Source organism: Nocardia amikacinitolerans NBRC 108937 (assembly GCF_001612615.1).
Classification (GTDB): domain Bacteria; phylum Actinomycetota; class Actinomycetes; order Mycobacteriales; family Mycobacteriaceae; genus Nocardia; species Nocardia amikacinitolerans.
In genome coordinates this window covers 1-25,692 of sequence record NZ_BDAU01000006.1, presented here as the reverse complement: position 1 = coordinate 25,692, position 25,692 = coordinate 1, and the positions used below count along the sequence as shown (strand labels likewise).

24 protein-coding genes are annotated in these 25,692 nt (G+C 70.0%); 7 read left to right on the top strand and 17 right to left on the bottom strand.

The window, feature by feature from the left end:
• The first annotated feature begins 28 nt into the window (after positions 1 to 28).
• Positions 29 to 952, top strand: a complete 924-nt coding sequence (locus tag NAM01S_RS05530; protein WP_067780311.1) for an NAD(P)-dependent oxidoreductase — start codon at positions 29 to 31, stop codon at positions 950 to 952.
• Positions 949 to 1,380 (top strand): PPOX class F420-dependent oxidoreductase, encoded by a 432-nt coding sequence (locus NAM01S_RS05525; protein WP_067780308.1) that lies wholly within the window; start codon positions 949 to 951, stop codon positions 1,378 to 1,380. Before NAM01S_RS05530 ends, NAM01S_RS05525 begins: the two co-directional genes overlap by 4 nt.
• 37 nt (positions 1,381 to 1,417) lie before the next feature.
• Here the strand turns inward: NAM01S_RS05525 and NAM01S_RS05520 are convergent, their stop codons facing one another.
• The 3 genes from NAM01S_RS05520 to NAM01S_RS05510 all read right to left on the bottom strand — a co-directional run bounded on the left by NAM01S_RS05520 (position 1,418) and on the right by NAM01S_RS05510 (position 3,897).
• Positions 1,418 to 2,404: an esterase/lipase family protein gene (locus NAM01S_RS05520; RefSeq protein WP_067780305.1), complete on the bottom strand. Its 987-nt coding sequence runs from the start codon at positions 2,402 to 2,404 to the stop codon at positions 1,418 to 1,420.
• 120 nt (positions 2,405 to 2,524) lie between these two features.
• Positions 2,525 to 3,187, bottom strand: coding sequence for a PadR family transcriptional regulator (locus tag NAM01S_RS05515; protein ID WP_157107600.1), 663 nt, complete (start codon positions 3,185 to 3,187; stop codon positions 2,525 to 2,527).
• 143 nt (positions 3,188 to 3,330) lie between these two features.
• Positions 3,331 to 3,897: a TetR/AcrR family transcriptional regulator gene (locus NAM01S_RS05510; protein ID WP_253798259.1), complete on the bottom strand. Its 567-nt coding sequence runs from the start codon at positions 3,895 to 3,897 to the stop codon at positions 3,331 to 3,333.
• 73 nt (positions 3,898 to 3,970) lie between these two features.
• Between NAM01S_RS05510 and NAM01S_RS05505 the strand changes: the two genes are divergently transcribed.
• Positions 3,971 to 4,816, top strand: coding sequence for an SDR family oxidoreductase (locus NAM01S_RS05505; RefSeq protein ID WP_067780299.1), 846 nt, complete (start codon positions 3,971 to 3,973; stop codon positions 4,814 to 4,816).
• Positions 4,817 to 5,024: 208 nt separating this feature from the next.
• Here NAM01S_RS05505 and NAM01S_RS36370 read toward each other — a convergent pair whose 3' ends face one another.
• From NAM01S_RS36370 to pyrR, 13 genes are all read right to left on the bottom strand, one after another.
• The gene (locus tag NAM01S_RS36370) at positions 5,025 to 7,757 is read right to left on the bottom strand and encodes a primosomal protein N' (protein ID WP_253798260.1); all 2,733 of its coding nucleotides are present in this window, start codon (positions 7,755 to 7,757) and stop codon (positions 5,025 to 5,027) included.
• A 66-nt stretch (positions 7,758 to 7,823) separates the two neighbouring features.
• On the bottom strand, positions 7,824 to 9,035 hold the full coding sequence (gene metK / locus NAM01S_RS05495) for a methionine adenosyltransferase (protein WP_084482514.1): 1,212 nt from the start codon (positions 9,033 to 9,035) through the stop codon (positions 7,824 to 7,826).
• Between the two features lie 256 nt (positions 9,036 to 9,291).
• Complete coding sequence (gene coaBC / locus NAM01S_RS05490) at positions 9,292 to 10,521, bottom strand: bifunctional phosphopantothenoylcysteine decarboxylase/phosphopantothenate--cysteine ligase CoaBC (protein ID WP_067780293.1); 1,230 nt, start codon at positions 10,519 to 10,521, stop codon at positions 9,292 to 9,294.
• Between the two features lie 76 nt (positions 10,522 to 10,597).
• Positions 10,598 to 10,873 carry a DNA-directed RNA polymerase subunit omega gene (gene rpoZ, locus NAM01S_RS05485; RefSeq protein WP_067780290.1) on the bottom strand — a complete coding sequence of 92 codons (276 nt, stop codon included), beginning with the start codon at positions 10,871 to 10,873 and terminating at the stop codon, positions 10,598 to 10,600.
• Between the two features lie 103 nt (positions 10,874 to 10,976).
• Entirely contained in the window at positions 10,977 to 11,558 is a 582-nt protein-coding gene (gene gmk / locus NAM01S_RS05480; RefSeq protein WP_067780287.1) for a guanylate kinase, read from the bottom strand.
• 8 nt (positions 11,559 to 11,566) lie between these two features.
• Positions 11,567 to 11,887, bottom strand: coding sequence for an integration host factor, actinobacterial type (mihF, locus tag NAM01S_RS05475; protein WP_040708330.1), 321 nt, complete (start codon positions 11,885 to 11,887; stop codon positions 11,567 to 11,569).
• A gap of 629 nt (positions 11,888 to 12,516) precedes the next feature.
• The gene (gene pyrF, locus NAM01S_RS05470) at positions 12,517 to 13,341 is read right to left on the bottom strand and encodes an orotidine-5'-phosphate decarboxylase (protein WP_067780284.1); all 825 of its coding nucleotides are present in this window, start codon (positions 13,339 to 13,341) and stop codon (positions 12,517 to 12,519) included.
• 73 nt (positions 13,342 to 13,414) lie between these two features.
• Positions 13,415 to 16,747, bottom strand: coding sequence for a carbamoyl-phosphate synthase large subunit (gene carB, locus NAM01S_RS05465; RefSeq protein WP_067780281.1), 3,333 nt, complete (start codon positions 16,745 to 16,747; stop codon positions 13,415 to 13,417).
• The gene (gene carA / locus NAM01S_RS05460) at positions 16,747 to 17,859 is read right to left on the bottom strand and encodes a glutamine-hydrolyzing carbamoyl-phosphate synthase small subunit (RefSeq protein WP_067780278.1); all 1,113 of its coding nucleotides are present in this window, start codon (positions 17,857 to 17,859) and stop codon (positions 16,747 to 16,749) included. Before carA ends, carB begins: the two co-directional genes overlap by 1 nt.
• Complete coding sequence (locus tag NAM01S_RS05455; RefSeq protein ID WP_067780276.1) at positions 17,856 to 18,353, bottom strand: PH-like domain-containing protein; 498 nt, start codon at positions 18,351 to 18,353, stop codon at positions 17,856 to 17,858. The genes carA and NAM01S_RS05455 overlap by 4 nt, the downstream gene beginning before the upstream one ends.
• Positions 18,353 to 19,741, bottom strand: a complete 1,389-nt coding sequence (locus tag NAM01S_RS05450; protein WP_253798261.1) for a dihydroorotase — start codon at positions 19,739 to 19,741, stop codon at positions 18,353 to 18,355. Before NAM01S_RS05450 ends, NAM01S_RS05455 begins: the two co-directional genes overlap by 1 nt.
• A gap of 25 nt (positions 19,742 to 19,766) precedes the next feature.
• Entirely contained in the window at positions 19,767 to 20,726 is a 960-nt protein-coding gene (locus NAM01S_RS05445) for an aspartate carbamoyltransferase catalytic subunit (RefSeq protein WP_067780273.1), read from the bottom strand.
• Positions 20,723 to 21,364 (bottom strand): bifunctional pyr operon transcriptional regulator/uracil phosphoribosyltransferase PyrR, encoded by a 642-nt coding sequence (gene pyrR / locus NAM01S_RS05440; protein ID WP_067780269.1) that lies wholly within the window; start codon positions 21,362 to 21,364, stop codon positions 20,723 to 20,725. Before pyrR ends, NAM01S_RS05445 begins: the two co-directional genes overlap by 4 nt.
• A 202-nt stretch (positions 21,365 to 21,566) precedes the next feature.
• Here pyrR and NAM01S_RS05435 point away from each other — a divergent pair, with 202 nt between their 5' ends.
• Complete coding sequence (locus NAM01S_RS05435; protein WP_067780266.1) at positions 21,567 to 22,193, top strand: alpha-ketoglutarate-dependent dioxygenase AlkB; 627 nt, start codon at positions 21,567 to 21,569, stop codon at positions 22,191 to 22,193.
• Between the two features lie 438 nt (positions 22,194 to 22,631).
• Positions 22,632 to 23,345 (top strand): HD domain-containing protein, encoded by a 714-nt coding sequence (locus tag NAM01S_RS05430; RefSeq protein WP_067780264.1) that lies wholly within the window; start codon positions 22,632 to 22,634, stop codon positions 23,343 to 23,345.
• Positions 23,346 to 23,639: 294 nt separating this feature from the next.
• Here the strand turns inward: NAM01S_RS05430 and NAM01S_RS05425 are convergent, their stop codons facing one another.
• The gene (locus tag NAM01S_RS05425; RefSeq protein ID WP_067780261.1) at positions 23,640 to 24,233 is read right to left on the bottom strand and encodes a TetR/AcrR family transcriptional regulator; all 594 of its coding nucleotides are present in this window, start codon (positions 24,231 to 24,233) and stop codon (positions 23,640 to 23,642) included.
• Between the two features lie 88 nt (positions 24,234 to 24,321).
• Between NAM01S_RS05425 and NAM01S_RS05420 the strand changes: the two genes are divergently transcribed.
• Both NAM01S_RS05420 and NAM01S_RS35630 read left to right on the top strand, forming a co-directional pair.
• Entirely contained in the window at positions 24,322 to 25,293 is a 972-nt protein-coding gene (locus NAM01S_RS05420; RefSeq protein ID WP_067780729.1) for a quinone oxidoreductase family protein, read from the top strand.
• 169 nt (positions 25,294 to 25,462) lie between these two features.
• Positions 25,463 to 25,692, top strand: a 230-nt coding sequence (locus NAM01S_RS35630; RefSeq protein ID WP_218018342.1) for a hypothetical protein, incomplete at its 3' end; no start/stop codon positions are given.

Genomic DNA, 25,692 nt, shown 5'->3' with positions numbered 1-25,692 from the left:
TACCGGTGTGAACGTTGAGGATCGTGTCATGACGATCGACTCGACACAAGAGCAGGCCCCGACGCGCGAATCCGGCACCGAGACCGTGACGGTCCTCGGCCTCGGCATGATGGGCCACGCGCTCGCTAAGACCTTCCAGCGCAACGGATATCGGACCGTGGTCTGGAATCGCACGGCGGCGAAGGCCGAGGATCTCGTCGAGGACGGCGCCACACTCGCGGAATCCGCCGGCGACGCGGTCGCGGCCGGTCGGCTCCTGATCGTGTGCCTGTCGGACTACGACTCGGTGCACGAGATCCTGGATCCGCTGGACGGGGCGTTGGACGGACGCGTCCTGGTGAACCTGACCTCGGGCACCTCGGCGCAGGCCAGGCAGACCGCCGAATGGGCGGCGCGGCACGGGTGCGGGTACCTCGACGGCGCCATCCTCGGCGTCCCGGCGGCGATCGGCTCGACGGATGCCGAGATCATCTACAGCGGCCCGCGCGCGGCCTTCGACACGCACGAGAACGTCCTCCAGAACCTCGGCCGCACAACCTATCTCGGTGCGGACCACGGCCTGTCCTCGCTGCACGACGTGGCGATCCTCAACCTGATGTGGGGAATCCTGAACGCGTTTCTGCACAGCGCCGCGCTGCTGGGCGCCGCGGGTGTGCGCGCCGATGCCTTCGCGCCCTTGGCAACTCGCGGCGTCGGCACCGTCGGCGAGTGGCTGACCGGATACGCGCAGCAGATCGACGCGCGCGACTACCCGGTCCTGGACGCCACCATCCACACCCACGTCGCCACCATGGAGCACGTCGTCGAGGAGTGCGAGGCCGCGGGCGTCAGCGCCGAAATCCCCAGGTTCGTCAAGGCATTGGCGGACCGGGCGGTGTCGGCCGGACGCGGTGACGAAGGCTACGCGGCCTTGATCGAGCTGTTCCGCGAAGACTCGGTGACGCCGCGGTGAGCGCCGAACCGTTCGACCCTCGCGCGCTGTTGGCGCAGAGCGAGCTCGGTGTGCTCGCGACGATCAAAGCGTCCGGGCGTCCCCAGCTTTCGCCCGTGACGCCGTACTACGACCGCGCGGCAGACCGGATCTACTTCGCGACCGACGAGGGTTTGGCCAAGACGGTCAACCTGCGGCGGGACCCGCGGGCCAGCCTGGAGGTCACTCGACCGGACGGCTGGGCGTGGGCCACCGCCGAGGGCACCGCGACGCTGACGGGGCCGGGAACCGATCCGCACGGCCCCGAGGTGGAGGCCCTGGTGGACTACTACCGCGCCGCCGCGGGCGAACATCCCGATTGGGCGGAGTACCGAGCGGTGATGGTCGCCGAGCGCCGGGTGCTGGTCACGATCGAGGTCGAGCACGTCTACGGCGCGCGACTGCGGTGATCGGGCCGGGCGATTCGTCTCCCGCCCGGCGACCCGATCAGGAATTGCCCGCGATGATCACCTGCGGGATGCCGGTGCCGAGCGGCACCGCCTCGCAGGTGGGCGTCGGCGCGTGCGCGGGATCGAGCGCCCGCAGCACCAGCTGCTGCACGAACGGGTCGTAGACCATGTGGAAGTGACCGGTGAGATTGCTCGGGCACAGGTCTTGCACGACGATGTTCTCCGCGCCCGCCCCGCGCAGCGCGATATTGCTGAACGGCTGGATCATCTCGTCGACCCGGCTGCCGATGGTCACGTAGCGGACACCGGGCACGGTATCGCCGCCCGCGTTGAGTTCGAGCATGATCGGCGAACCTTGCGCCTGCTGGACCGCAGCGGTCGAAGTGACCCTGGCGAACACCTCCAGCGCGCCCGGGATCACCTGTGCCACCGGCACCAGCCCGTACATCACCCCGCCGTAGCTCGGCGACGCGATGCCGACCCACCGGGCCACCTTCGCGGCACCGCCGAGCTTGTTGGTGTAGAGCCGGGTCACGTTGGCGCCCTGGGAGAATCCGACGAGATCCACCTTCTCGGCGCCGGTCGCGGCCAGCACCCGGTCGACGAACTGGCCGATCTGGTAGGCGCTCGCCCGCAGATCCTCGGTGCCGTAGGCGTCGGCGCCCGGCGCGCCGCCGTAGTTGAGCGCGAAGACGCAGAATCCGGCCGCCACCAACTGCGGGCCGATCGCCGACCAGTCGGAGTAGGCGGTGGAGTCGGTGCCGTGCGCCAGCACGACGGGTCGGGGGTGAGCCGCGGTGGGGCGGCAGCCGAAATCGTTGGTGCCCAGCGGCGTGGCGTTCTTGTTCTCCTTCAGATGCCGCGACGCGGCCAAGTGGTCGGTCTGCGGCGGCGCGCCGACGGTCGGCACGTCCGGCGGACGGACGGCGAGCGGTTCGGCGATCGCGCCCGGTTCGGCGCCCGCGGTCGTCGAAACACCGACACCCGAACCGACCAAAGCCCCCGCGACCAGCGCGAACGCCATAGCGCCGCGACAAACCTGTGATCTACCCCAACCCCACACACCAAACGGCTGTTCCATATCACAATGATCTACCTCATCGACGCGAAAAACGCACGCCCACGGGATGTTTCGTGATCATTACTATTCGGTAGCGTCATCCTCGGCGAGGATGCGGTACAGCGAACGGCGGGTGTCGTTCAGGATTTCGGCCGCCTTCGCCGCCTGCTCGGGGGTGCCGACGGCGGCCACCTGCGCGACCGCGCCCATCAACCCGCCGACCAATCCGCGCAGGTCGATGGCCTGCGCGCCGACGTCCGCCTTGACCTGCGCCCACGGATCGCCGAGCTCCTCGCGATGCGCGGTGACGTACTCGCCGCCCGCTTCGGTCAGCTTGGCGGTCTTGCGACCGGCAACCTTCTCGATGAGGACCAGGCCCTCGTCCTCCAGCTGCGCGAGCGCGGGGTAGATCGATCCGGGACTCGGCCGCCAGACGTCGTCGCTGCGTTCGCGGATCTGCTGGATCAGCTCGTAGCCGTGCATCGGCCGCTCGGTGAGCAGCAGCAGCACGGCGGCGCGCACGTCGCCGCGCCTACCACGGCCGCCGCGACCCCGTCCGCGGCCGAACTGTGGGCCGAAGCCCGGTCCGAAACCAGGACCGAAGCCGGGCCCGAACTCGGGACCGAAGCCGTGCCTGCCGCCGTGGCGATGCGGTCCGCGACCGGGACCGAACTCCCCGCGGCCGGGCTTACGCCAGCGGCCGCCGCGTCCGAACTCTCTGTTCTGCATGTTCTCGATGTTTTCCATGTCGGCCCTCCTTGGGCTCTCGTGTTCACTCCACAGTATCGACGATATATCGACAATGCATCGAACGCAAGGAAGTCCTGATGTACCGCCCGAGAAACACCTCGGGCGCGCCTGTGGTGCACAGGCGCGCCCGAAGCGAGTCGCTACAGCGAGTCGATCCAGTCCTGGAGCCGCTTCCCCTCGGCGGCCATCAGCTCGGGATCGCGGAAGGTGTTGGTGAGCAAGGAGATTCCCTGATAGGAAGCGATGAGCGCCACCGCGAGCTCCCGGGCGTCGGCGCGGCCGATTTCCGCGAACTGCCGCTCCACCCAATCCAGCAACGTCCGCATCACCTCTGCCGCACGCCCGTCCAGCGGATCGGCGCGCTTGTGCAGTTCGGCGGTCAGGGAGCCGAAAGGACAGCCGTGCCGGACGGCCATCTCCCGCTCATCGACCCAGCCCTGAACCAGCGCCTTCAATCGCTCTCGCGGCGTCGACAGGGCGTCCAATCCACCGGTCAGTTCGTCGAGGCCGCGGGCATGCGCGCCGATGGCCGCCTCGATCAGCTGATCCTTGGTCTTGAAGTAGTAGTACACGTTGCCGACGGGCACCTTAGCGGTGCGTGCGATATCGGCGATGGTGGTCTTCTCGACGCCGCGCTCGTAGAACTCGCGCACCGCCGCGTCCACCAGCCGCTCGCGCTTGCCCGCCTTCTCGACTGAGTTAGTCACACAACTAACTATAGACAGCCGCGCCATCCTCGACTACGGTTCTGTTAGTCAGTCAACTAACTAGGAGTGGAACATGATCGTGGTGACCGGGGCGACCGGAAATATCGGACGCTCGCTCGTCCCGCTGCTCGCGGCGTCGGGGGCGCAGGTGACGGCCGTCTCGCGCGGAAGCGGCTCGATCGCCCTGCCGGAAGGAGTCCGGCACGTCGCGGCGGATCTCGCCGATCCCGCGAGCCTCTCCCCCGCGCTCGCGGGCGCCGAGGCGCTGTTCCTGTTGATCAGCGGCGAGCAGCTGATCGCGGGACCGGAACCGGAGGAAGTTCTGGACGTCGTCGCCGAGGCGGGCGTGCGGCGGGTGGTCTTCGTGTCCTCGCTCGGTACTCGGACCCGGCCCGAGGCCGCGGGCTACGACCGGCTGCGGGCCTACGAGAAAGCGCTTCGGGCTTCGTCTTTCGAGTGGACCATCCTTCGGCCGGGCGGCTTCTTCAGCAACACCTACGCGTGGGTGGAGTCGGTGCGCGGCGAGCGGACCGTCGCCGCGCCGTTCGGATCGGTCGGCCTGCCCTCGGTGGACCCGGCCGACATCGCGGCCGTCGCCGCCGCCGCGCTGCGCGAGGACGGGCATGCCGGGCAGATCTACACCCTGACCGGACCCGCACTCAGCACCCCACGCGAGCAGGCGGCGGCACTCGGCGCGGCCCTCGGCACCGAAATTCGCTTCGTCGAGCTCTCACCGGCTCAGGCGCGCGAAGGCATGCTCCGCTTCATGCCGGAGGCGGTCGCCGACCACACGCTGAAGATTCTGGGTTCCCCAACCCCCGGCGAGCTGCTCGTCAGCCAGGACATCGAGAAGGTGCTCGGGAGGACCGCGGGCACGTATGCCGAATGGGCGGAACGTAATCGGGCCGTCTTCGCCTGAACCGGCGCACTCCCGACCCCGGTCCGCACCGGGCCATCGGCTCGCGTATCCGAGCGCGCCTTGCCGCAGCGGCCGGGCAGCCGAATCGACGGGGGCCGAATGGGGTCGGCCCGAGGCAGGCGGCCGCACCATGTCCAACAGGGCCACGTCCGCCACGGCGACAGTCCGTTTACCACCTGCCGCGTGCACGCACGGCGATGCGCCTCACTCAGCCGATGTCGATCGGGTCGATTTGGACGCGCAGGGGGGCGTCGGAGCGGTGGGTGCTGCGGATCGCTTGGGCGGCGGTGAGGGCGCGGGAGAGGGCGGCGCCGGTGCGGCGGGGGACGCGCAGCAGCATGCGTTCTACTTCGGCAGGAGAATCGCCGGAGAACGGTTTGCGCGCGTTGGCGGGGAGCGGGACCGGGCCGAGCACCTCGACGTCGGCGGGGAGGTCGGCGGCGGCGAGCAGTTCGTCGATGGCCTCGGTGGCGCCGTCCACCGCGGCCAGGCGGACTGCGGGCGGGAAACCGACCTCCGCGCGGGCGTCGACCTCCGCGCGGGCGTGTCCGAGGGGGTCCCAGCGCACCAGCGCCTGCACGGTCGGCAGGGACGGCTCGGCCATCACCACGACCTGCCCGTGCGGGCGCACCAGCGCCGCGGCCGACATCCAGCGGCGCAGCGCGTCCTCGGCGGCGCGCAGGTCCGCGCGGCCGAGCAGGGCCCAGCCGTCCAGCAGTAGCGCGACGCCGTACCCGCCGCGCACGACGGGCTCCGCGCCGACGGTGGAGACGATCACCTGCGGCCCCGGCTCGACGGTGTCGAGCACCGCACCGCCGCCGGAACCACGGATCGGCACGCCGGGAAAGGCGCGGCCGAGTTCCTCGGCGGTGCGGACGGCGCCGATCACGACGGCGCGCAAGGCTCGGGAGCCGCAGGCCGAACAGCGGAACGCGGTCTCGGTGATGCCGCACCACCGGCAGCTCGGACTGTGCGCCTCGTTCGCGCCGCCCGGCGTGCTCTCCGGAAGCGCCAGCGGGCCGTTGCAGTGCCTGCACCGCGCGGGGGTGCGGCATTTCGCGCAGGACAACGCGGGGACGTAGCCGCGGCGGGGGACCTGCACCAGCACCGCGGCCCCCTCCTTCAACGCGGCGCGTGCCGCCGCGAACGCGACACCCGGGATGCGGACCGCGCGGGCTACGGGATCACGCTCCATGGCGATGTCGCTGTCGCCGGGAGCGCTGATCCGTGGCGCGGCCTTGCGTAGTACCGACCGCTCGGCGACGAGGTCGTGCGCCCACCCGGAATCCACCACCGCTTGGATCTCGGCGGTGCGGGCGAAACCGGCCGCGACGAACGCCGCTCCCGTCTCGTGCGCCCGCAGCATCGACACTTCGCGCGCGTGCGGGTACGGCGCGCGGGGCTCGGCGTAGGTGTCGTCGCCGTCGTCCCAGATCGCGATGAGGCCCAGGTTCGCGGCGGGCGCGAACACGGCGCTGCGCGTGCCGACGACAATCCTTGCGCTGCCGCGCAATACCGCCAGCCACCGCCGGTACCGCGCGGCGGGGCCCAGCCCCGCCGTCAACCCGACGGCCGAATCCCCCACCAGCCGAACGCATTCGGCGAGGACGCGATTCAAATCCCGTTGATCGGGGACCATCAGGATCGCGCTGCGCCCGGCCCCGACCACTGTCGCGGCGAGTTCCGCGAGCCGCCGGGCCCAGTCCTCCCCCGGCATCGCCTGCCAGGCCGCCCGCACCCCCTTGCCCTGCCCCAGCGCCGAGAGGAACGCCTCGCCGTGGATGTAGCGCCCCCACGGCGCGGTGTCGAAGCCGAGCTTCGGCGGCTCTGATGTGCGCGGCGCCAACGTCTTCGGGGCGGAGGCGGCCCCAGCTGCCGCGGCATCATCAGCCGCGATCGAACCGCGCGCAGCCTCGTCGGCGCCCCTCGCGACACCGTCGACAGCATCGGCGCCGCCGGCCTCGGCAACAGCCCCAGCAACGCCATCCGCAGCAGCGCCGCCTTCGGCCGTGCCGCGCGGCGCCGCAACATCCGCCGCACGACGACCTTCGGAGGCATCGCCGACCACCCACGCAAGGCCCGGGGTGGCGCCGCCTGCGACGCCGACATCCGCTGGCCCGCCACGGTTTTCGGAGGAACTATCAGGCTCGCCTTGCCCAGCGGTATCACCGACACTAGCGGAGCCACCAGCGACCACCTCGTTCGCAGCGGCACCGCTGATGACCGCGCGAGACCTCGATGGCTGCTGTGCGTCGGTGGGTGCGAAGGTATCGTCCCCGGGCGAGGCCGGCGATCGTGTCACCCGAGAAGCGTTGTCGCCGAGGTCATCTCGACGCCCGTCTGAGGCGTCACCAGGGATGGTCGAGCCATTCGAAGCGGCAACGGTCGACTCGTCTGGTGCAGAGCGGTTCTTGCCAATCCGCAGCGGCACGTTCGCGTGACCCATCGACCCGGTCTCCGTCACGGGCTCAGCCGTATCCTGCTGCGTGAGTTCAGCGGAGACGGAGTCGGTCCCCTCTTCGTCCGCCGACGACTCACCGGTCGAACGAACTCCCCCCTTCTTCGCCCCCCCGTTCTCCGTCCGCGCATGCCGCGGCGGAATCGCCAACCGCAGCACATCCGCGCGGGTCCCCGCGTAACGGGCCGCGAGGTCGGTGGCAAGCCGCAAAATCTCGGGGGTGAGGACGCGTTCCGCGGAAACCACGCGCTCCAGCTTGACGAGTTTGCCGCCGTGCTCGCTGTGGGTGAGGCGGGCGAGCAGGTAGCCGTCGACGAGGCGGCCCGCGAACCGGACGCGCACCCGCACCCCCGGTTGGGCGATCTCGTCGAATTCGGGGGGCACCAGGTAGTCGAAATCGCGATCCAGGTGCGCGGGCGTCAACAGCGGAAGCACCCGCGCGATGGGTCGCGCGGGTGCTTCCGCTGTTGTCGTCGGTTCCACGGACACATCATCCGTGGGGGTGGCGGACTCGTCCGCCGCGGGTCGGCTCACTCGGGCCCGGTCGGCCTACAGGCCGGCGGCCGCGCGCAGCTTGTCGGCGCGGTCGGTGTGCTCCCAGGGCAGGTCGACGTCGGTGCGGCCGAAGTGGCCGTAGGCGGCGGTCGGCGCATAAATCGGGCGCAGCAGGTCCAGGTCGCGGATGATGGCACCGGGACGCAGGTCGAAGACCTCGGTGATCGCGGTCGAGATGCGCTCCGGGTCGACCTTCTCGGTGCCGAAGGTCTCGACGAACAGACCGACCGGAGCTGCCTTGCCGATGGCGTAGGCGACCTGCACCTCGACGCGGTCGGCCAAGCCCGCGGCCACCACGTTCTTGGCGACCCAGCGCATGGCGTAGGCGGCCGAGCGGTCGACCTTCGACGGATCCTTGCCGGAGAACGCGCCGCCGCCGTGCCTTGCCATGCCGCCGTAGGTGTCGACGATGATCTTGCGGCCGGTCAGGCCCGCGTCGCCCATCGGGCCGCCGAGCACGAACTTGCCGGTCGGGTTGACCAGCAACCGGACGTCGGAGATGTCCAGGGTGGGCAGGTTCAGGTCGGCGAGCACCGAGTCGAGGACCTTCTCGCGGATATCGGGCGCGAGCAGGTTGTCCAGGTCGATGTCGGCCGCGTGCTGGGTCGAGATGACCACGGTGTCGAGCCGGACCGGCAGGTGGCCGTCGTATTCGATGGTGACCTGGGTCTTGCCGTCGGGACGCAGGTAGGGCAGCACGCCGGTCTTGCGGACCTCGGTCAGGCGGCGCGAGAGCCGGTGCGCGAGCGCGATCGGCAGCGGCATCAGCTCGGGGGTGTCGGTGTTGGCGTAGCCGAACATCAGGCCCTGGTCGCCCGCGCCCTGCTTGGCGATCTCGTCGTCTTCGCCGCCGACGCGCGCCTCGTGCGAGGTGTCGACACCCTGCGCGATATCGGGCGACTGGGCGCCGATGGCGATGTTGACGCCGCACGAGTTGCCGTCGAAACCCTTTGCGGACGAGTCGTATCCGATCTCGAGGACCTTCTCGCGGACGATGCGCGGGATGTCGGCGTATGCCGAGGTGGTGACCTCGCCCGCGACGTGCACCTGACCGGTGGTCACGAGCGTCTCCACCGCGACCCGGCTGCGCGGGTCTTCCGCCAGCAACGCGTCGAGGATGGAATCGCTGATGGCGTCACAGATCTTGTCCGGATGACCCTCGGTCACGGACTCACTGGTGAATAGGCGGCTGCCAGACGTGCGCACAGTTGTTCCCTCTCCCTCAACGGGTTTCTCGTATCGGATGGCCACAGCGACAGTAATGCGATACCGCCGTCGCGCAACCCTTCATCTCAGACTATTCCAAACCCACGGCGCGACGAATCCGCCGGTTATCGCCGTCCCAGACTATCCGCACCCGCGGCGGCCGGTGCGCACATTCGCACACCGCGCCGCGGTCGGCGTCCGGATCGAGCGGCACGCCGATCGCTCGGCGCGGCAACGGAATTCGATCGGGCCAAGATTACCCGGCGCGCAGCAACGGACCGAGCGCGTCCAGCACACGGCTGGCGAGCAGCGCCTTCGACCCGTGGTCGAGGGCTTGTTCGGTGCCGTCGGCGCCGAGCAGCCAGCCGTCGTTGGTGTCGACCTCGAAGGCCTTGCCCTCGCCGACCGCGTTGACCACGAGCAGGTCGCACCCCTTGCGGGCCAGCTTGGCGCGCGCGTGGGTGAGCACGTCGCCGTGCTCGTCACCGGTCTCGGCCGCGAAGCCGACGATGGCGGTGCCCGCCAGCTGACCGTCGCGCCGCGACTGCACCAGACCGGCGAGGATGTCGTCGGTCTTGGTCAACGGGATGACGTCCGGTTCGCCGGCGCCCTTCTTGATCTTGGCGGCGGCCACGTTCGTCGGCCGGAAATCGGCGACGGCGGCGGCCATGATGACGGCGTCGGCGCCGACCGCGTGCTTCTCCACCGCCGTCTTGAGCTGCTCGGCGGTGGTGATGTGCACCAGGTCGACGGCCGCGGGGGCGGCCATCTCGATCGTGTTGCCCGCGATCAGCGTGACGTGCGCGCCGCGCTGCGCGGCGACCCTGGCCAGCGCGTAGCCCTGCTTGCCCGAGCTGCGATTGCCGAGGAAGCGCACCGGATCCAGCGGTTCCCTCGTGCCGCCCGCGGTGATCACCAGACGGCGGCCGACCAGGTCGCGCGGGATGGCGTCGGCGCGCTCGAGCAGCAGCGCGGCGAGCCCGAAGATCTCCTCGGGCTCGGGCAGCCTGCCCGGACCGGTGTCGGCGCCGGTGAGGCGTCCGGAGGCGGGTTCCATGACGGTCGCGCCGTGTCTGCGCAGCGTCTCGACGTTGGCGATGGTCGCCGGGTGCTCCCACATCTCGGTGTGCATCGCGGGCGCGAACAGCACGGGACATCGCGCGGTCAGCAGCGTGGCGGTGAGCAGGTCGTCGGCGCGGCCATGTGCGGCGCGCGCCATCAGATCCGCGGTGGCGGGGGCGATGACCACAAGGTCGGCCTCCTGCCCGAGGCGGACGTGCGGGACCTCGGGCACGTCCGTGAACACGTCGGTGTGCACCGGGTTCCCGGACAGCGCCTCGAAGGTCGCCTTGCCGACGAATTGCAGAGCCGACTCGGTCGGGATCACCCTGACCTCGTGCCCCGTCTCGGTGAAGCGCCGGACGAGTGCGCAGGCCTTGTAGGCCGCGATCCCTCCGCTGACGCCGACGACGATGCGTGTGGTCACTACGCCTCCGTGGGCTCGTCCCCGGCCACGCGGGGAGTTCGATACTGCGGCATCACGCGCGGACGCGGGATGTGGGTTACTCGCCCTCGGAGTGCTCGAGCAGGTCGGAGTGGATTTCGCGCATGGCCACCGACAGCGGCTTCTCCTGCAGGCCCGGCTCGACCAGCGGACCGACGTACTCGAGGATGCCGTCGCCGAGCTGGTTGTAGTAGTCGTTGATCTGGCGGGCCCGCTTGGCGGCGTAGATGACCAGCGCGTACTTGGACGACGTGCGCTCGAGCAGCTCGTCGATCGGCGGGTTGGTCAGGCCGACCGGGGTGTCGTACGCGGGCGCGGTCTTGGTGTCGCTCACTGGTGAGGCTCCTGCGGGTTGTCGTGGAAAAATCAGCGGGTAATCGAGCGTGCGATACCGCCGCCCTTGCCCCGGCCGCGACCGGGACACGGGTGTACGGCGGCTACCTCGAATTTGTGCTAACGAACAACGATACCAACTGCTCGCAGGCGCTGGTCACCTCGTCGTTCACGATGACGATGTCGAACTCGTCACATGCCGCCAGTTCGGTGCGCGCGGTCTCCAACCTGCGCTCGATCACCTCCGGCGATTCGGTACCGCGCGAAGTGAGCCGGAAGACCAGTTCGTCCCAGCTCGGCGGGGCGAGGAAGACGAGAAGAGCCTCCGGCATCGCCTTGCGCACCGAGCGCGCGCCTTCGAGATCCACCTCGACCAGCACGTTCATGCCCGCGTTCAGCGCCTCGCGCACCGGACCCGCCGGGGTCCCCGAACGCTGCAGGCCGCCGTGGATGTCCGCCCATTCCAGCAGTTCGCCCGCCTCGATCATGGCGTCGAACTGGTCACGAGAGACGAACCGGTAGTCGAGTCCGTCGACCTCCCCGGGCCGGGGGGCCCGGGTCGTCGCCGACACACTGAAGACCAGTTCGGGCAGGCGTTCCCGCACGCACCGCACGACCGTGGACTTGCCTACGGCCGAGGGGCCGACCAGTACAACCAGCCGACCCTTCCGCGTGTGTTCGACCACCCTCGTCGTCAGGCGTCGAAGTCGAACCGGGCGAGCAGCGCCTTGCGCTGCCGATCGCCGAGTCCGCGCAGACGGCGGGTGGGGGCGATCTCCAGCTCGGTCATGATCTCGGCCGCCTTGACCTTGCCGACCTTGGGCAGGGCCTCCAGCAGCGCCGACACCTTCATCTTGCCGAGGATCTCGTCGGTCTCGGCATCCTTGAGGACGCTCTTCAGGTCGGTGCCGCCACGCTTCAAGCGCTCCTTGAGCTCCGCCCGAGCGCGGCGAGCGGCAGCCGCCTTCTCCAAAGCAGCGGCGCGCTGCTCGTCAGTCAGCTGGGGAAGGGCCACGGTTCCTCCGTCTCATCGTTCATTGCTTGATCTACCGCCGGTAACCCGCGCGGTCTCAGCGACCGTACCCACGACGTCCGCCGATTGCGAACCCACCCCCCAGGTCAGCGCATGATTCTGGATGCCGTAGGGGCGAGTAGGACCGGATGCGCGTCACGCCCCGGGCGCTGCGGTGATCGTACCGCCGAATCTCGGAAACGCCCTGCTACCAGCGTATTTTCGAAGCATTCCAAGGTTAGCGGAGCGGTTGCGGTGGCTCGCCACGACGTGTCAGCAATCGGTCGGGCTTCCGACCAGGAACTTTCTGGAAATTCCCCGCGTGTCGCACTGTTCTTCCGCGTGTCGGATCGAACACATGTCCCATCGCTTGGGATTCGGCACCGCGAAAACGCCGAAGAGCCCCGGCGCGAGGCGGCCGAGGCGGAGCCAGAGGAGTCGGGGGCACGGCGTGCCGCTGAATCGGCGTCTGCGCGATTCACCACACGTCACCCGGGTTTCCCCGCGCGGGACGCGCGTAAACCCCGCAGAAGGGCGGCCAGACACCACGAAGCGGCCCGCGGGTTCGGTCGGTACCGAACCCGCGGGCCGCTTCGAGGACGATGTGCCGTGGGAAACCCGGCCGCGATCCCTCAGCGCTGCAGGAAGGCGAAATCCTCCTGAAGCGCGCTCACCCTGGCACGCAGTGCCGAAACGGACGGACCTTCGCGCAGCACCTCGCGCGAGACGTTCGGCACCACCGCACCGAGTACGGACTCGGGCACCAGGTCACGCACCGAACCCGGTCCCCCGCCCTGGGCGCCGATGCCGGGCATCAGGATCGGGCCGTTGAGCGCGGTGAGGTCGGGGGCCTCGGCGAGGGTGGCGCCGACGACGACACCGACCGACCCGAAGTCGTGGCCCGCGTTGCGCGCGGCGGCCTCGTCCACCATGGTCTGGGCGATGCTGCGCCCGTCCGCCGCGCGCGCCGTCTGCACCTGCGCCCCTTCGGGATTCGAGGTGGCGGCGAGCACGAAGAGGCCGCGGTGGTTGGCTTCGGCCAGTTCCAGCGCGGGTGCGAGCGAGCCGAAACCGAGGTACGGCGAGACCGTCACCGCGTCCGAGCCGAGCGGCCCGTCGCCGAGCCAGGTGCGGGCGTAGGCGTCCATCGTCGAGCCGATGTCACCGCGTTTGGCGTCGGCAAGCACCAGGGTGCCCGAGGCGCGAAGCACCTCGACGGCCCGTTCCAGCACCGCGATCCCGGCCGAACCGTAGGCCTCGAAGAACGCCACCTGCGGCTTGACCAGCGCGACGGTGCCGTCGAATGCCTCCACGCAGATCTCGGCGAACTTCTCCACGCCCTCGGCGTCCTCGGAAAGCCCCCAGGCCGAGAGCAGCTGCGGGTGCGGATCGATGCCGACGCACAGCGGACCGAAGTGGTGCATCGCGTGCCGCAGGCGCGCGCCGAACGTCTTCATCGCATCTCCTGTGTTTTCGGCGCGCCGGGGCGCGCGGGTTCGCGGCCGTCCCGCCGACCTCCGCATCGCCGGTTCAGCCGCGCAGCGAGGAGTGCAGTTCCTGGAGGGACCGCACGCCGAGGCCGCCGTTGATGCTGGCCTCGATGCCCTGCACGGCCGCGGCCGCGCCCTGCACCGTGGTGATGCACGGGATGTTGACGCCCACCGCCGCGGTGCGGATCTCGTAGCCGTCCACCCGAGGACCCGAGTTGCCGTACGGGGTGTTGAACACCATGTCGACCTCGCCGTCGCGGATCTGCTCCACGATCGTCGGCTCGTCGGCCCGGTTCTCGTCGGAGTGCTTGCGCACCTGCTCGCACGGAATTCCGTTGCGGCGCAGCATTTCCGCGGTGCCCTCGGTGGCCAGGATGCGGAAGCCGAGATCGTGCAGGCGCTTGACCGGGAACACCATGGCGCGCTTGTCGCGGTTGGCGATCGAGACGAACACGGTGCCCTCGGTGGGCAGCGAGCCGTAGGCGGCGGACTGGCTCTTGGCGAAGGCGGTGCCGAAGTCGGCGTCGATGCCCATCACCTCGCCGGTCGACTTCATCTCCGGCGAGAGCAGCGAGTCCACACCGCTGCCGTCGGCGCGACGGAACCGGTGGAACGGCAGCACCGCTTCCTTCACCGCGACCGGCGCGTCCAGCGCGACGTGCCCGCCGTCGCCCTCGCTCGGCAGCATGCCCTCCTTGCGGAGTTCGGCGATGGTGGCGCCGAGCATGACCCGCGCGCAGGCCTTGGCCAGCGGCACCGCGGTGGCCTTGGAGACGAACGGAACCGTCCGGCTGGCCCGTGGATTGGCCTCCAGCACGTAGAGCACGTCGTCCTTGAGCGCGTACTGCACGTTGAGCAGACCCTTGACGCCGATGCCCTTGGCCAGCGCGATCGTGGAGCGGCGCACCGCCTCGATGTCGCTGCGGCCCAACGTGATCGGGGGCAGCGCGCAGGCCGAGTCGCCGGAGTGGATGCCCGCTTCCTCGATGTGCTCCATCACGCCGCCGAGGTAGACCTCCTCGCCGTCGCAGAGCGCGTCCACGTCGATCTCGATGGCGTCCTCGAGGAAACGGTCGACGAGGACCGGGTGCTCCGGGTTCAGCTCGGTGGCCCGGGAGATGTAGCCCTCCAGGGACTTCTCGTCGTAGACGATCTCCATGCCGCGCCCGCCGAGCACGTAGGAAGGGCGGACCAGCACGGGGTAGCCGATGCCAGCGGCGATCTTCTTCGCCTGCTCGACCGTGGTCGCCGTGCCGTACTTCGGCGCGGGCAGCCCGGCCGCGACAAGCACCTCACCGAACTCGCCGCGGTCCTCGGCCAAGTCGATGGCGGCGGCGCTGGTGCCGACGACCGGGACGCCCGCGTCGGTCAGTCGCTGCGCGAGGCCGAGCGGGGTCTGCCCGCCGAGCTGCACGATGACGCCCGCGACGGTGCCGGACTCGCATTCCGCGTGATAGACCTCGAGCACGTCCTCGAAGGTGAGCGGCTCGAAGTAGAGGCGGTCGGCGGTGTCGTAGTCGGTAGAGACGGTCTCCGGGTTGCAGTTGACCATCACCGTCTCGTACCCGGCCTGCGACAGCGTCTGCGCCGCGTGCACGCACGAGTAGTCGAACTCGATGCCCTGGCCGATGCGGTTCGGGCCGGAGCCGAGGATGATCACCTTCTCGCGCTCGCGCTGCGGCGCCACTTCGGACTCCGCGGCGGGATCGAGCTCGTAGGCCGAGTAGTGGTACGGCGTCTTGGCCTCGAACTCGGCGGCGCAGGTGTCGACGGTCTTGAACACCGGGCGCACGCCGAGCCGGTGGCGCAGCGCGCGGACGCCGGTCTCACCCGCCAGCTCGGGCCGCAGCGCGGCGAGCTGGTTGTCGGAGAGGCCGTAGTGCTTGGCGCGGCGCAGCAGCGGCTCGTCCAGCACCGGGGCGTCGATGATCTCCTGGCGCAGTTCGACCAGACCGGCGACCTCGGCGACGAACCACGGGTCGATACCCGAGGCCTCGGCCACGTCCTCGATGCTCGCGCCGTATCGCAGCGCCCGCTCGACCTGGTAGATGCGGCCCTCGATCGGGGTGCGCAGGTCGTCGAGGATCTTCTCGATCGCGGCCTGCGCGTCACCGTCGACGGGCGCCCACGGGCCGTCGTCCAGGGTCCAGAAGCCGGTGGCCTTGGTCTCCAGCGAGCGCAGCACCTTGCCGAGCGCCTCGGAGAAGTTGCGGCCCAGCGACATCGCCTCGCCCACCGACTTCATGGTCGTGGTCAGCGTCGGGTCGGCGCCGGGGAACTTCTCGAACGCGAACCGCGGCGCCTTGACGACGACGTAGTCCAGGGTCGGCTCGAAGCAGGCCGGGGTTTCCTTGGTGATGTCGTTGACGATCTCGTCCAGCGTGTAGCCGATGGCCAGCTTGGCCGCGATCTTGGCGATCGGGAACCCGGTGGCCTTGGAGGCCAGCGCCGAGGACCGCGAGACGCGCGGGTTCATCTCGATGACGATCAGGCGGCCGTCGCGCGGGTTCACCGCGAACTGGATGTTGCAGCCGCCGGTGTCGACGCCGACCTCACGCAGGATGGCGATGCCCAGGTCGCGCAGCTTCTGGTACTCGCGGTCGGTGAGCGTCATCGCCGGGGCGACGGTCATCGAGTCGCCGGTGTGCACGCCCATCGGGTCCACGTTCTCGATCGAGCAGACCACCACGACGTTGTCGCGGCCGTCGCGCATCAGCTCGAGCTCGTATTCCTTCCAGCCGAGGATGGACTCCTCGATCAGGACGTTGGCCGTCGGCGAGGCGGCGAGGCCACCGCCCGCGATGCGGTCGAGGTCGTCGTGGTTGTAGGCCATGCCGGAGCCGAGGCCGCCCATGGTGAACGAAGGCCGCACCACGACCGGGAAGCCGAGCTCGGCGACCGTCTCGCGCACCTCGTCCATGGTGAAGCAGACCCGCGAGCGGGCGCTCTCGCCGCCGACCTTGGCGACGATGTCCTTGAACTTCTGCCGGTCCTCACCGCGCTGGATGGCGTCGAAGTCGGCGCCGATCAGCTCGACGTTGTACTTCTCGAGCACCCCACGCTCGTGCAGCGCGACGGCGGTGTTCAGCGCGGTCTGCCCGCCGAGGGTCGCGAGGATGGCGTCGGGACGCTCCTTCGCGATGACCTTCTCGACGAACTCCGGCGTGATCGGCTCGACGTAGGTCGAGTCGGCGAACTCGGGGTCGGTCATGATCGTCGCCGGGTTGGAGTTCACCAGCGACACGCGCAGGCCCTCGGACCTGAGCACCCGGCACGCCTGGGTGCCGGAATAGTCGAACTCACAAGCCTGGCCGATGACGATCGGGCCCGATCCGATCACCAGGATGTGGTGTAGATCCTCGCGGCGAGGCATCAGGCTCCTTCCATGAGACCGGCGAAACGGTCGAACAGATATGCGGCGTCGTGGGGGCCTGCGGCGGCCTCCGGGTGGTACTGCACGGAGAACGCGCGGCCGTCGAGCAGGCGAACGCCCTCGACGGTGCCGTCGTTGGCGCAGACGTGGCTGACCTCGGCGCGGCCGAACGGGGTGTCGAACTGTTCGCCCTGCTCGCCCTCGAGGGCGAAGCCGTGGTTCTGCGCGGTGATGGAGATCCGGCCGGTCTCGTGCTCGACGACCGGGATGTTGATGCCGCGGTGGCCGAACTTCATCTTGTAGGTCTCGCGGCCGAGCGCCCGGCCGAGGATCTGGTTGCCGAAGCAGATGCCGAACAGCGGCAGTCCCTGCTCGAGCACGCCCTGGGTGAGGGCGACCGCGCGGTCCTGGGTGGCGGGGTCGCCGGGTCCGTTGGACAGGAAGACGCCATCGGGCTTCAGCTCCCGGATCTGGTCCAGGGTGAAGGTCGAGGGCACCACGTGCACCCGCATGCCGCGCTGGGCGAACATGCGCGGGGTGTTGGTCTTGATGCCCAGGTCGACGGCGACGACGGTGAAGCGGCGCTCGCCCGTCGGCTCGATGGTGTAGACCGAGTCGGTGCTGACTTCCCCGGCCAGGTCCGCGCCGAGCATGGACGACTGGCCGTTGACCCTGGCCAGCAGCGCGTCCTCGTCGGCGAGGGCGGCACCGGAGAAGATGCCCGCCTTCATCGAACCGCGGGTGCGCAGGTGGCGCACCAGCGCGCGGGTGTCGACGCCCGCGATACCGACGATGTCCTGCTCGCGCATGGCGTCGGGCAGCGTCGTGGTCGCGCGCCAGTTCGACGCGCGCCGCGCGGGGTCGCGCACCACGTACCCGGCCACCCAGATCTTCGAGGACTCGTCGTCCTCGTCGTTCCATCCGGTGTTGCCGATCTGCGGTGCCGCCGCCACCACGATCTGGCGGTGGTAGCTGGGATCGGTCAAAGTCTCCTGATACCCGGTCATCGCGGTGCAGAACACCGCCTCGCCGAGCGTCTCGCCCACGGCGCCGTAGGCCGTGCCGCGGAACACCCGGCCGTCCTCGAGCACCAGCGCAGCCGCTTCATTCACGTTCGTTCATCTCCCGTCGTCGTCCTGGCCCACGCCGGATACACCGTCTTGTCGTCCCCTCGGAAACCGGTGTCTATCTCGGTTCCGGTCGGCAGCTTCCAGCGAATTACCAGCACACCATCTTCCGTCATCACTTTGCCCGCGTGGCCGCGTTCGGTGCGGACCGCCGTGATGGACTCCTGCGGAATCCAGATCACCGTCGCCCCGTCGCGCTCGAGCAGAATCCCCCGCTCGAACCGCGTGAGTTCCGCTGTGGCGCGGAAACCGAGATCGCCGACCGCGATCCGGTCCTGCCAGCTCGGCGCGATCGTGCTGCCGAGATACAGGCCGGTCGTCGGCTCGAGCACCTGGGCGCCGAGTTCGGCGGGCACCGGAGGCAGCTCGCCGATCCGCGCCTGCTGACGCGCCGCCCGGTTCTGCCAGCCTCGGTACATCAGCCAGATACCGAGCGCGAACAGCGCGAGGCACCCGACCACCCACAGCGTTCTCTCCATTACGGACCTCCTGCGTCCAATCGGCGGCGCTCCCGGTGCCCTCCGTGGCCACGCTCCGCTACCGCCTCCGGGCCCGTCGCTCGCGCCGCGGTGCCGGCGCCGACCGCCTTGCCATCGCGTGCGGTCACCCGGCCGCGCAGCAACGTCGCCGTCACCTTGGCCGGGAAGGTCATCGCCTCGAACGGCGTGTTGTTCGAGATGCTGGCCAGCTCGGCCGCGCGCACCGTCCAGGTGGCGTCGGGGTCGACCAGGGTGAGGTTCGCGGGCTCGCCCACCTCGAGCGGGCGGCCGTGGTCGTCGAGTCCGACGATCCGCGCGGGCTGCTCGCTCATCACGCGGGCCACGCCGCGCCAGTCGAGCAGCCCCGGTTCGACCATCGTCTGGACGACGATCGACAGCGCGGTCTCCAGCCCGAGCATGCCGGGACGGGCGGCGGCGAATTCGCAGCACTTGTCCTGTTCGGCGTGCGGGGCGTGGTCGGTGGCCACGCAGTCGATGATGCCCTCGGCCAGCGCCTGCCGCAGCGCCGCGGCGTCGGACGCCTCGCGCAGCGGCGGGTTGACCTTGTTGACCGCGTCGTAGGTCTCCAGCCGCGTGTCGTCCAGCAGCAGGTGGTGCGGCGTCACCTCCGCGGTGATCGAAATGTCCTGGGACTTGGCCCATTTCACCAGTTCCACGGTGCCGGCGGTGGAGGCGTGGCAGATGTGCACGCGCGCGCCCGCGTCCCTGGCCAGCAGCGCGTCGCGGGCCACGATCGACTCCTCGGCGGCGCGCGGCCAGCCCGCGAGACCGAGCCGCGCAGCGGTCGGGCCCTCGTGCGCGACCGCGCCCTTGGTGAGCCGCGGCTCCTCCGCGTGCTGGGCGATGAGCACGCCGAGGGAGTTCGAGTACTCCAGCGCGCGGCGCATGATCAGCGGGTCGTAGACGCAGTGGCCGTCGTCGGAGAACATCCGCACCGCGCCGACGCCCGCCGCCATGGTGCCCATCTCCGCGAGCTGCTTGCCCTCCAGCCCGACCGTCACCGCGCCCACCGGGAACACGTCGACGAGGCCGACCTCCTGCCCACGCCGCCACACGTGGTCGGTGACGACCACCGAGTCGGCGACCGGGTTGGTGTTGGCCATGGCGAACACGGCGGTGTAGCCGCCCAGTGCCGCGGCGGCGGAACCGGTCTCGATGGTCTCGGTGTCCTCGCGGCCCGGTTCGCGCAGGTGGGTGTGCAGGTCGACGAAGCCCGGCAGCAGGATCTGCCCCTTCGCGTCGATGATCTCGGCGTCCACGATGCCGAGATCGGTGCCGATCTGCCGGATCTCGCCCTCGTCGACGAAGACGTCCACGGGCTCACCCTCGCCGTAGACCAAGGCCCCCTTGATCAACAGCCCACTCATGGCGCCACCTTCCGCTCGTTGCCGTTCATGCCACTGCCTCCTGCGCGCCGACCAGCAGCCGGAACAGCACCGCCATGCGCAGGTGCACGCCGTTGGTGACCTGCTGCAGGATCGCGGCCTTCGGCGAATCCGCCACGGCCGAGGCGATTTCCATGCCGCGCAGCATCGGACCGGGGTGCATGACCACCGCGTGCTCCGCGAGCAGCGCGAGCCTGCGCTCGGACAGGCCGTAGTTCACCGAGTACTCGCGCGCCGAGGGGAAGAACCCGCCGTTCATGCGCTCGGCCTGGACGCGCAGCATGAGCACCGCGTCGGCGCCGGGCAGTTCGGCGTCCAGGTGGTGCGAGACCCGGGCGGGCCAAGCCTCGACGCCGACCGGCAGCAGCGTGCGCGGCGCGACGAGCACCACCTCGGCGCCGAGGGTGTGCAGCAGGAAGACGTTGGACCGCGCCACCCGGCTGTGCAGGATGTCGCCGACGATCACCACCCGCTTGCCCTCGATGTCGCCGAGCCGCTGGCGCAGCGTCAGCGCGTCGAGCAGCGCCTGGGTCGGATGTTCGTGCATGCCGTCGCCCGCGTTGACGATCGCGGGACCGGAGGTCCGGCCCTCCGCTCGCGCCCAGCCGTCCATCCAGTGCGCGATCTGGTGCGCGGCGCCGGAGGCGGGGTGCCGCACGATCAGCGCGTCCGCGCCCGCGGCGTGCAGGGTCAGCGCGGTGTCGCGCAGCGATTCGCCCTTGGACACCGACGAGCTGCTCGCGCTGACGTTGATCACGTCGGCGCTCATCCACTTCCCTGCGACCTCGAAAGACACCCGGGTGCGTGTCGAGTTCTCGTAGAACACCGTCATCACGGTGCGGCCGCGCAATGTCGGCAGTTTGTGCACCTCGCGACCGAGCAGCGCCTGCTCGAAGCGCTCGGCCTCGTCGAGCAGTTCGGACGCCGCGGCGCGGTCCAGATCGGTGACGCTCAGCAGGTGTCTCACGCCTCGGCCTCCTGGTGCAGATAGACGCCGTCGCGACCGTCGTGTTCGGTGAGCAGCACGGAGATGTCCTCGGCCCGCGCGGTGGGCACGTTCTTGCCGACGAAGTCGGCGCGGATCGGCAGCTCGCGGTGGCCGCGGTCGATCAGCACGGCCAGTTGCACCGCACGCGGTCTGCCGAGGTCGCGCAGCCCGTCGAGCGCCGAGCGCACCGTGCGGCCGGAGAAGAGGACGTCGTCGACGAGCACCACGAGCGCGTCCTCGATGCCGCCCTCGGGCACCGAGGTCCGCTCCAGCGGGCGGTGCGGACGACTGCGCAGGTCGTCGCGGTACAGGGTGATGTCGAGCGAGCCGAGGGCCGGGCGGACGCCGGAGAATTCCTCGATCTTGTCGGTCAGCCGCGCGGCCAGGGTGGTGCCGCGGGTCGGGATGCCGATCAGCACCACGCGCGGCGAGCCGGCCTCGTCGGAGTCCAGCGCGGTCTTCTCGATGATCTGGTGCGCGATGCGCGCGATGGTCCGGCCGACATCGGAAGCCGACAACAGCTCCCGCCCCGTCGCCACCCATTCGGGTGTGTGCCGCTGAGAGTGCGTCGTCTCGGCAGCGCCGGACTTGGCGGCCCGATCTCCGGGCACAGCCATGCCGACCTCCTTCCCCGCCTCACCGGACGGTCCGTTAAAGGATGTCTTACGGCTAGCAGCGTAACAGCGCCTCAGACCCCGCTTTCACCAGGCATATCGGCCTGTGAGCTGCCCCACGAAAGCGGCGTGAGCGGCGCCACCGCGCGGGCGGTGTGAAGCGTGGCGTGTGCACATATGTTCGAATGAGGGTAGGGTCGGGCGGGTGACCGCTTGGCTGCAGGGTTCGCTGTTCGACGGGGCCGGGGACGTCTGTCTCGGTTCCCTCGACGGCACGCGCCGCACGCCGCTGTCGGACGGCGCGTGGGTCGATGTGCGGCCCGGGTGGCTGACCGGCGCGGACATCCTGTTCGAGCGGCTGGCGCGGGATGTTCCGTGGCAGGCCGAGCGCAGGCCGATGTACGACCGGGTCGTGGACGTCCCCCGGTTGCTGCACTTCTACGACGAGAACGCCGCGCTACCGGATCCGATCCTCGATGACGCCCGCGACGCGCTCAGCCGCCACTACGCCGCCGAACTCGGTGAGCCGTTCCGGACGGCGGGCCTGTGTTACTACCGCGACGGGCGCGATTCCGTCGCCTGGCACGGCGACACCCTCGGCCGCGGCGCGAAACACGACACCATGGTGGCGATTCTGTCCATCGGCGCACCGCGCGCCCTACTGCTCCGGCCGCGGCGCGGCGGCGCGAGCATCCGGTACCAGGTCGGGCACGGCGACCTGCTGGTGATGGGCGGTTCCTGCCAGCGAACTTGGGAGCACGCGGTGCCCAAGACCCGCAAGCCGGTCGGTCCGCGGATCAGCATTCAGTTCCGTCCGCGCGACGTGCGCTGAGGGACGGTCCCGCACGCCTGCACGCGGTGGCGGCGATTCGAGAGCGGCGCCCATGCCCGGCCTGGCCACGACCATCAACCTCTCGGTGCGTGAGGAATCTGCGGCTCGCGCGCTGCCAGCCGTGTGCGGACCGCGGTCTACCGACGACGAGCTAGGAGCCGCGAGCTATGGGCCGACAGCGGCGCGCTACGAACTGCGAGCCCAGGGCTGCGCGAGCCGCCAGCGGCGGGCTACAAGTCGCGGGCTACGGGCAGGGGCTGTGGGCTGTGGGCTGTGGGCTGTGGGCTGTGGAAATGATTGGCGGGGAATTGGATTCGCGGCGGCGGGAAGTCGAGCACGCGCCCGGCAATCGACTCGGAGCCGATTTTTCGAAATCCGATAGGTGAACAAGTGTCGCAGGGCACAGCGCGCGGCCGAAAGGCTCGATAGATTGGCGTTATGCGTAACCCTGGGGCGGGAGCCTTGGCCGTGATGCCGCTGCACACGATCAGCGAGGTCTATGGCGAGGCGGGGCTGCGCGAGCGGCTGCTGCTTGAGATCGCGGAACTGCCCGACGGCGAGCGGCTGACCGCGGCGCTGGAGCTGGCCACCGAACTGCACCGCGACGACCGCTACGGCCGCGAACCGTACCTGAATCACCTTCTGCGCGTAGCGATCCGGATCGTCAGCCACTACGAGGTTCGCGACACCGACGTGGTGGCGGCCGGCCTGCTGCACGATGCCGTGGAAGACCATCCGGCCGAGCTGGCGGGCGCACGCGACGGATCCCCCACCGACGCCGCGCTCACCGAACTGTCCGAGCGCTTCGGCGGCCGCGTCGCCGACCTCGTCGCCGCCGTCACCAATCCGGAGCCCGATCCGGACCGCGACCGTCACGAGCAGTATCGCGACCACGTCGCGACGACCTTGGATCGCAAACCTTGGGCGCGGGTGGTCAAGCTGTCCGACTTCACCGACAACGGCGTCGGAATCCTCTACGCCGAGAAGCCGATCATGCGCAAACTCGCCGTGAAATACCGCCCACTCACCGACGTCTACCGCGACCTGGTGAGCAGACCGGACACCCCCCTCGCCGACCACGTCAAGCAGCACATCCTCGGCCAGCTCGACCGCGCCGACGAACGCTTCGAAGCCATCCTCTCCCGAGGCTGACCAGCAGAGCCGCGGCAACATCGCACACCGCGACGACCTGCCATTCTCGCGCAGCCTCCACGTGGACATCACGGCCCGCGCGGCACTCGCCAGGCCATTCACATGTCTCGTGACCTGCATACTTGCCCGGCCGACACCAACTGCCGCCGCCCGGCATGCGCACAGAAACGCTCGGCGGACTTGACGCCGCGACAAGATCGCGCACCGCGTTGGCATTCCGGCACACGGGCTGACCAACAACTGCTCAGCAGAGCTGCGGCAAGATCAAGCCCTACCGCAGGCGATCCGGCGGCATTACGTTTCCGACGCGGCTCGAGGCGCTCGCAGCACCGACGCGACGAGATCGTGCACCGCGGTCCGCAGGCGATCCGCCTCCCCCGCGCGCACCATTCGGGACGCGAGCTCGCCGCCCAACGGCGCGAGCAGCAGCGCGCCGACTACTTCGGCGTCCAGATCCGGTCGCGCCTCGCGCAGCATCGCGGTGATGTGCGCGGCCCAGAACGCGTGGAACTCTTCGCGTCTCGGATGGGGCGGTACCGCGTTGTAGGCGACGACGAGTTCGATGTTGTCGATCACCAGGTCGGTCATCGCCGCGAAGAAGGCCAGCAGACGCTCGGCGGCGGGTGCGCCCGGCCCCAGGGGCGGCGGACCGCTGGAGACGGCCTCCATCAGGGCGATCGCGGGTTCGGCGACCAGTTCGTGCAGCAGCCCGGCCCGGCTGCCGAAGCGGTGAAAGATCGTCCCCTTGCCCACGCCCGCCGCGGCGGCGACCCGGTCCATGGTGACACCCTCTGCGCCGTGCTCGGCGAGCAACGTCCTGGTCGCGTCCAGGATCGCGCGCCGGTTGCGGGCGGCGTCGGCCCGTTCTCGCGTGCGCCCGTCGGACATGCCACCCGCCTTCGTCGTTGACAAAGTTGACCGACGGTCCATATCGTGGCGAGATATCTGGACCAGCAGTCAACTTATGGAGTTCTCGATGCGGGCAATCGTAATGACAGGCGTGGGCGGACCCGAGGTGCTGGTTCCGACCGAGGCACCGCGACCGGCAGCGGGCGCGGGCGAATTGGTCGTCCGTGCGGAGGCCGTTCCGGTGCTGTACCCGGAGACGGCGATCCGCGCGGGAACCTTCCCGACGCCCGCCGAGCCGCCGTTCGTGTTCGGTTTCCAGTCGGCGGGCACGGTCACCGAGACCGGAGCGGGCGTCGAAACCGGTTTGGTCGGGCGGCGAGTCGTGGTGGCCACCAACGGTTTCGGCGCCTACGCCGAATACGTCGTCGCCCCGGCCGTGCAGGCGACGCTCATTCCCGACGGTGTGGACACCGCCGTCGCCGCGGCGGTCCTGATGAGCGGTTCCGTCGCGGCCGCTCTGACCGACACGGCCGCGCTCACCAGGGACGAGACCGTGCTGGTCGAGGCAGCCGCGACCGGTGTCGGCGCTTATCTGACCCAGTACGCGGCCCGCGTGGGTGCGCGCGTCATCGCGACGGCGGGCGGCCCAGCCAAGGCCGCACAGGCGCGCAAGTTCGGGGCCGAGGTGATCGACCACAACGACCTGGCGTGGACCGACCGCCTCCGCGACGTGCTCGGCGCGACGACATTGGATGTCGTGTTCGACTCGATCGGCGGCACCGCGACACCGGCGCTGCTCGACCTCATGACGCCGGTGCGCGGTCGCATGCTGGGCTACGGCTTCCTCTCCGGCGGCCCAGCTCCGATCACCGCGATCGACCTTGTCAACCGCGGGCTGACCCTGATCGGCTGCGCAGGTCCCGCCTGGCTCGCGAAGGTCGCGGGCTACCGCGCGCAGGTGCTCGACGAGGTCGCGGACGGAACGCTCGAGCCACTGCTCGACACGATACTGCCCCTCGATCAGGCGGCACGCGCGCACGAACTGATCGAGCAGCGCGCCACGTTCGGCACAATCGTCCTGCGCCCGCACCACACTTGATTCCAACCGGCCGATCCACGCCCGAGTCACCGCGTTTCGCCGAGCACGCAATCGGCGCTCGCGAAGCAGACCGAATCTGTACGAGCGGCTATCGGCATCGGGTGCGCGAGGCTGGCGACGAGCGTCTGGCGGCGAGCGGCGGGTGATGGGCAGCGGAAGCAGAGACGGCGTGCGGCTGGCAGCAGAGGCCAGCCGCAAGCAGCCGACAGCGGGCAGCGAGCAGCGGGCAGCGAGCAACAAGCAGCGAGCAGCGAGCAACAAGCAGCGAGCAGCGAGCAACAAGCAGCGAGCAGCGAGCAACAAGCAGCGAGCAGCGAGCAACAAGCAACAAGCAGCGAGCAACAAGCAGCGAGCAGCGAGCAACAAGCAGCGAGCAGCGAGCAACAAGCAACAAGCAGC

Excerpts from the sequence above, each read along its gene's own strand:
- NAM01S_RS05530 (WP_067780311.1), top strand. The coding sequence starts at position 29 with ATGACGATCGACTCGACACAAGAGCAGGCCCCGACGCGCGAATCCGGC.
- NAM01S_RS05520 (WP_067780305.1), bottom strand. The coding sequence starts at position 2,404 with ATGGCGTTCGCGCTGGTCGCGGGGGCTTTGGTCGGTTCGGGTGTCGGT.
- NAM01S_RS05515 (WP_157107600.1), bottom strand. The coding sequence starts at position 3,187 with ATGGAAAACATCGAGAACATGCAGAACAGAGAGTTCGGACGCGGCGGC.
- NAM01S_RS05505 (WP_067780299.1), top strand. The coding sequence starts at position 3,971 with ATGATCGTGGTGACCGGGGCGACCGGAAATATCGGACGCTCGCTCGTC.
- pyrF (WP_067780284.1), bottom strand. The coding sequence starts at position 13,341 with ATGAAGACGTTCGGCGCGCGCCTGCGGCACGCGATGCACCACTTCGGT.
- carB (WP_067780281.1), bottom strand. The coding sequence starts at position 16,747 with ATGCCTCGCCGCGAGGATCTACACCACATCCTGGTGATCGGATCGGGC.
- NAM01S_RS05455 (WP_067780276.1), bottom strand. The coding sequence starts at position 18,353 with ATGGAGAGAACGCTGTGGGTGGTCGGGTGCCTCGCGCTGTTCGCGCTC.
- NAM01S_RS05450 (WP_253798261.1), bottom strand. The coding sequence starts at position 19,741 with ATGAGTGGGCTGTTGATCAAGGGGGCCTTGGTCTACGGCGAGGGTGAG.
- pyrR (WP_067780269.1), bottom strand. The coding sequence starts at position 21,364 with ATGGCTGTGCCCGGAGATCGGGCCGCCAAGTCCGGCGCTGCCGAGACG.
- NAM01S_RS05430 (WP_067780264.1), top strand. The coding sequence starts at position 22,632 with ATGCGTAACCCTGGGGCGGGAGCCTTGGCCGTGATGCCGCTGCACACG.
- NAM01S_RS05425 (WP_067780261.1), bottom strand. The coding sequence starts at position 24,233 with ATGTCCGACGGGCGCACGCGAGAACGGGCCGACGCCGCCCGCAACCGG.
- NAM01S_RS05420 (WP_067780729.1), top strand. The coding sequence starts at position 24,322 with ATGCGGGCAATCGTAATGACAGGCGTGGGCGGACCCGAGGTGCTGGTT.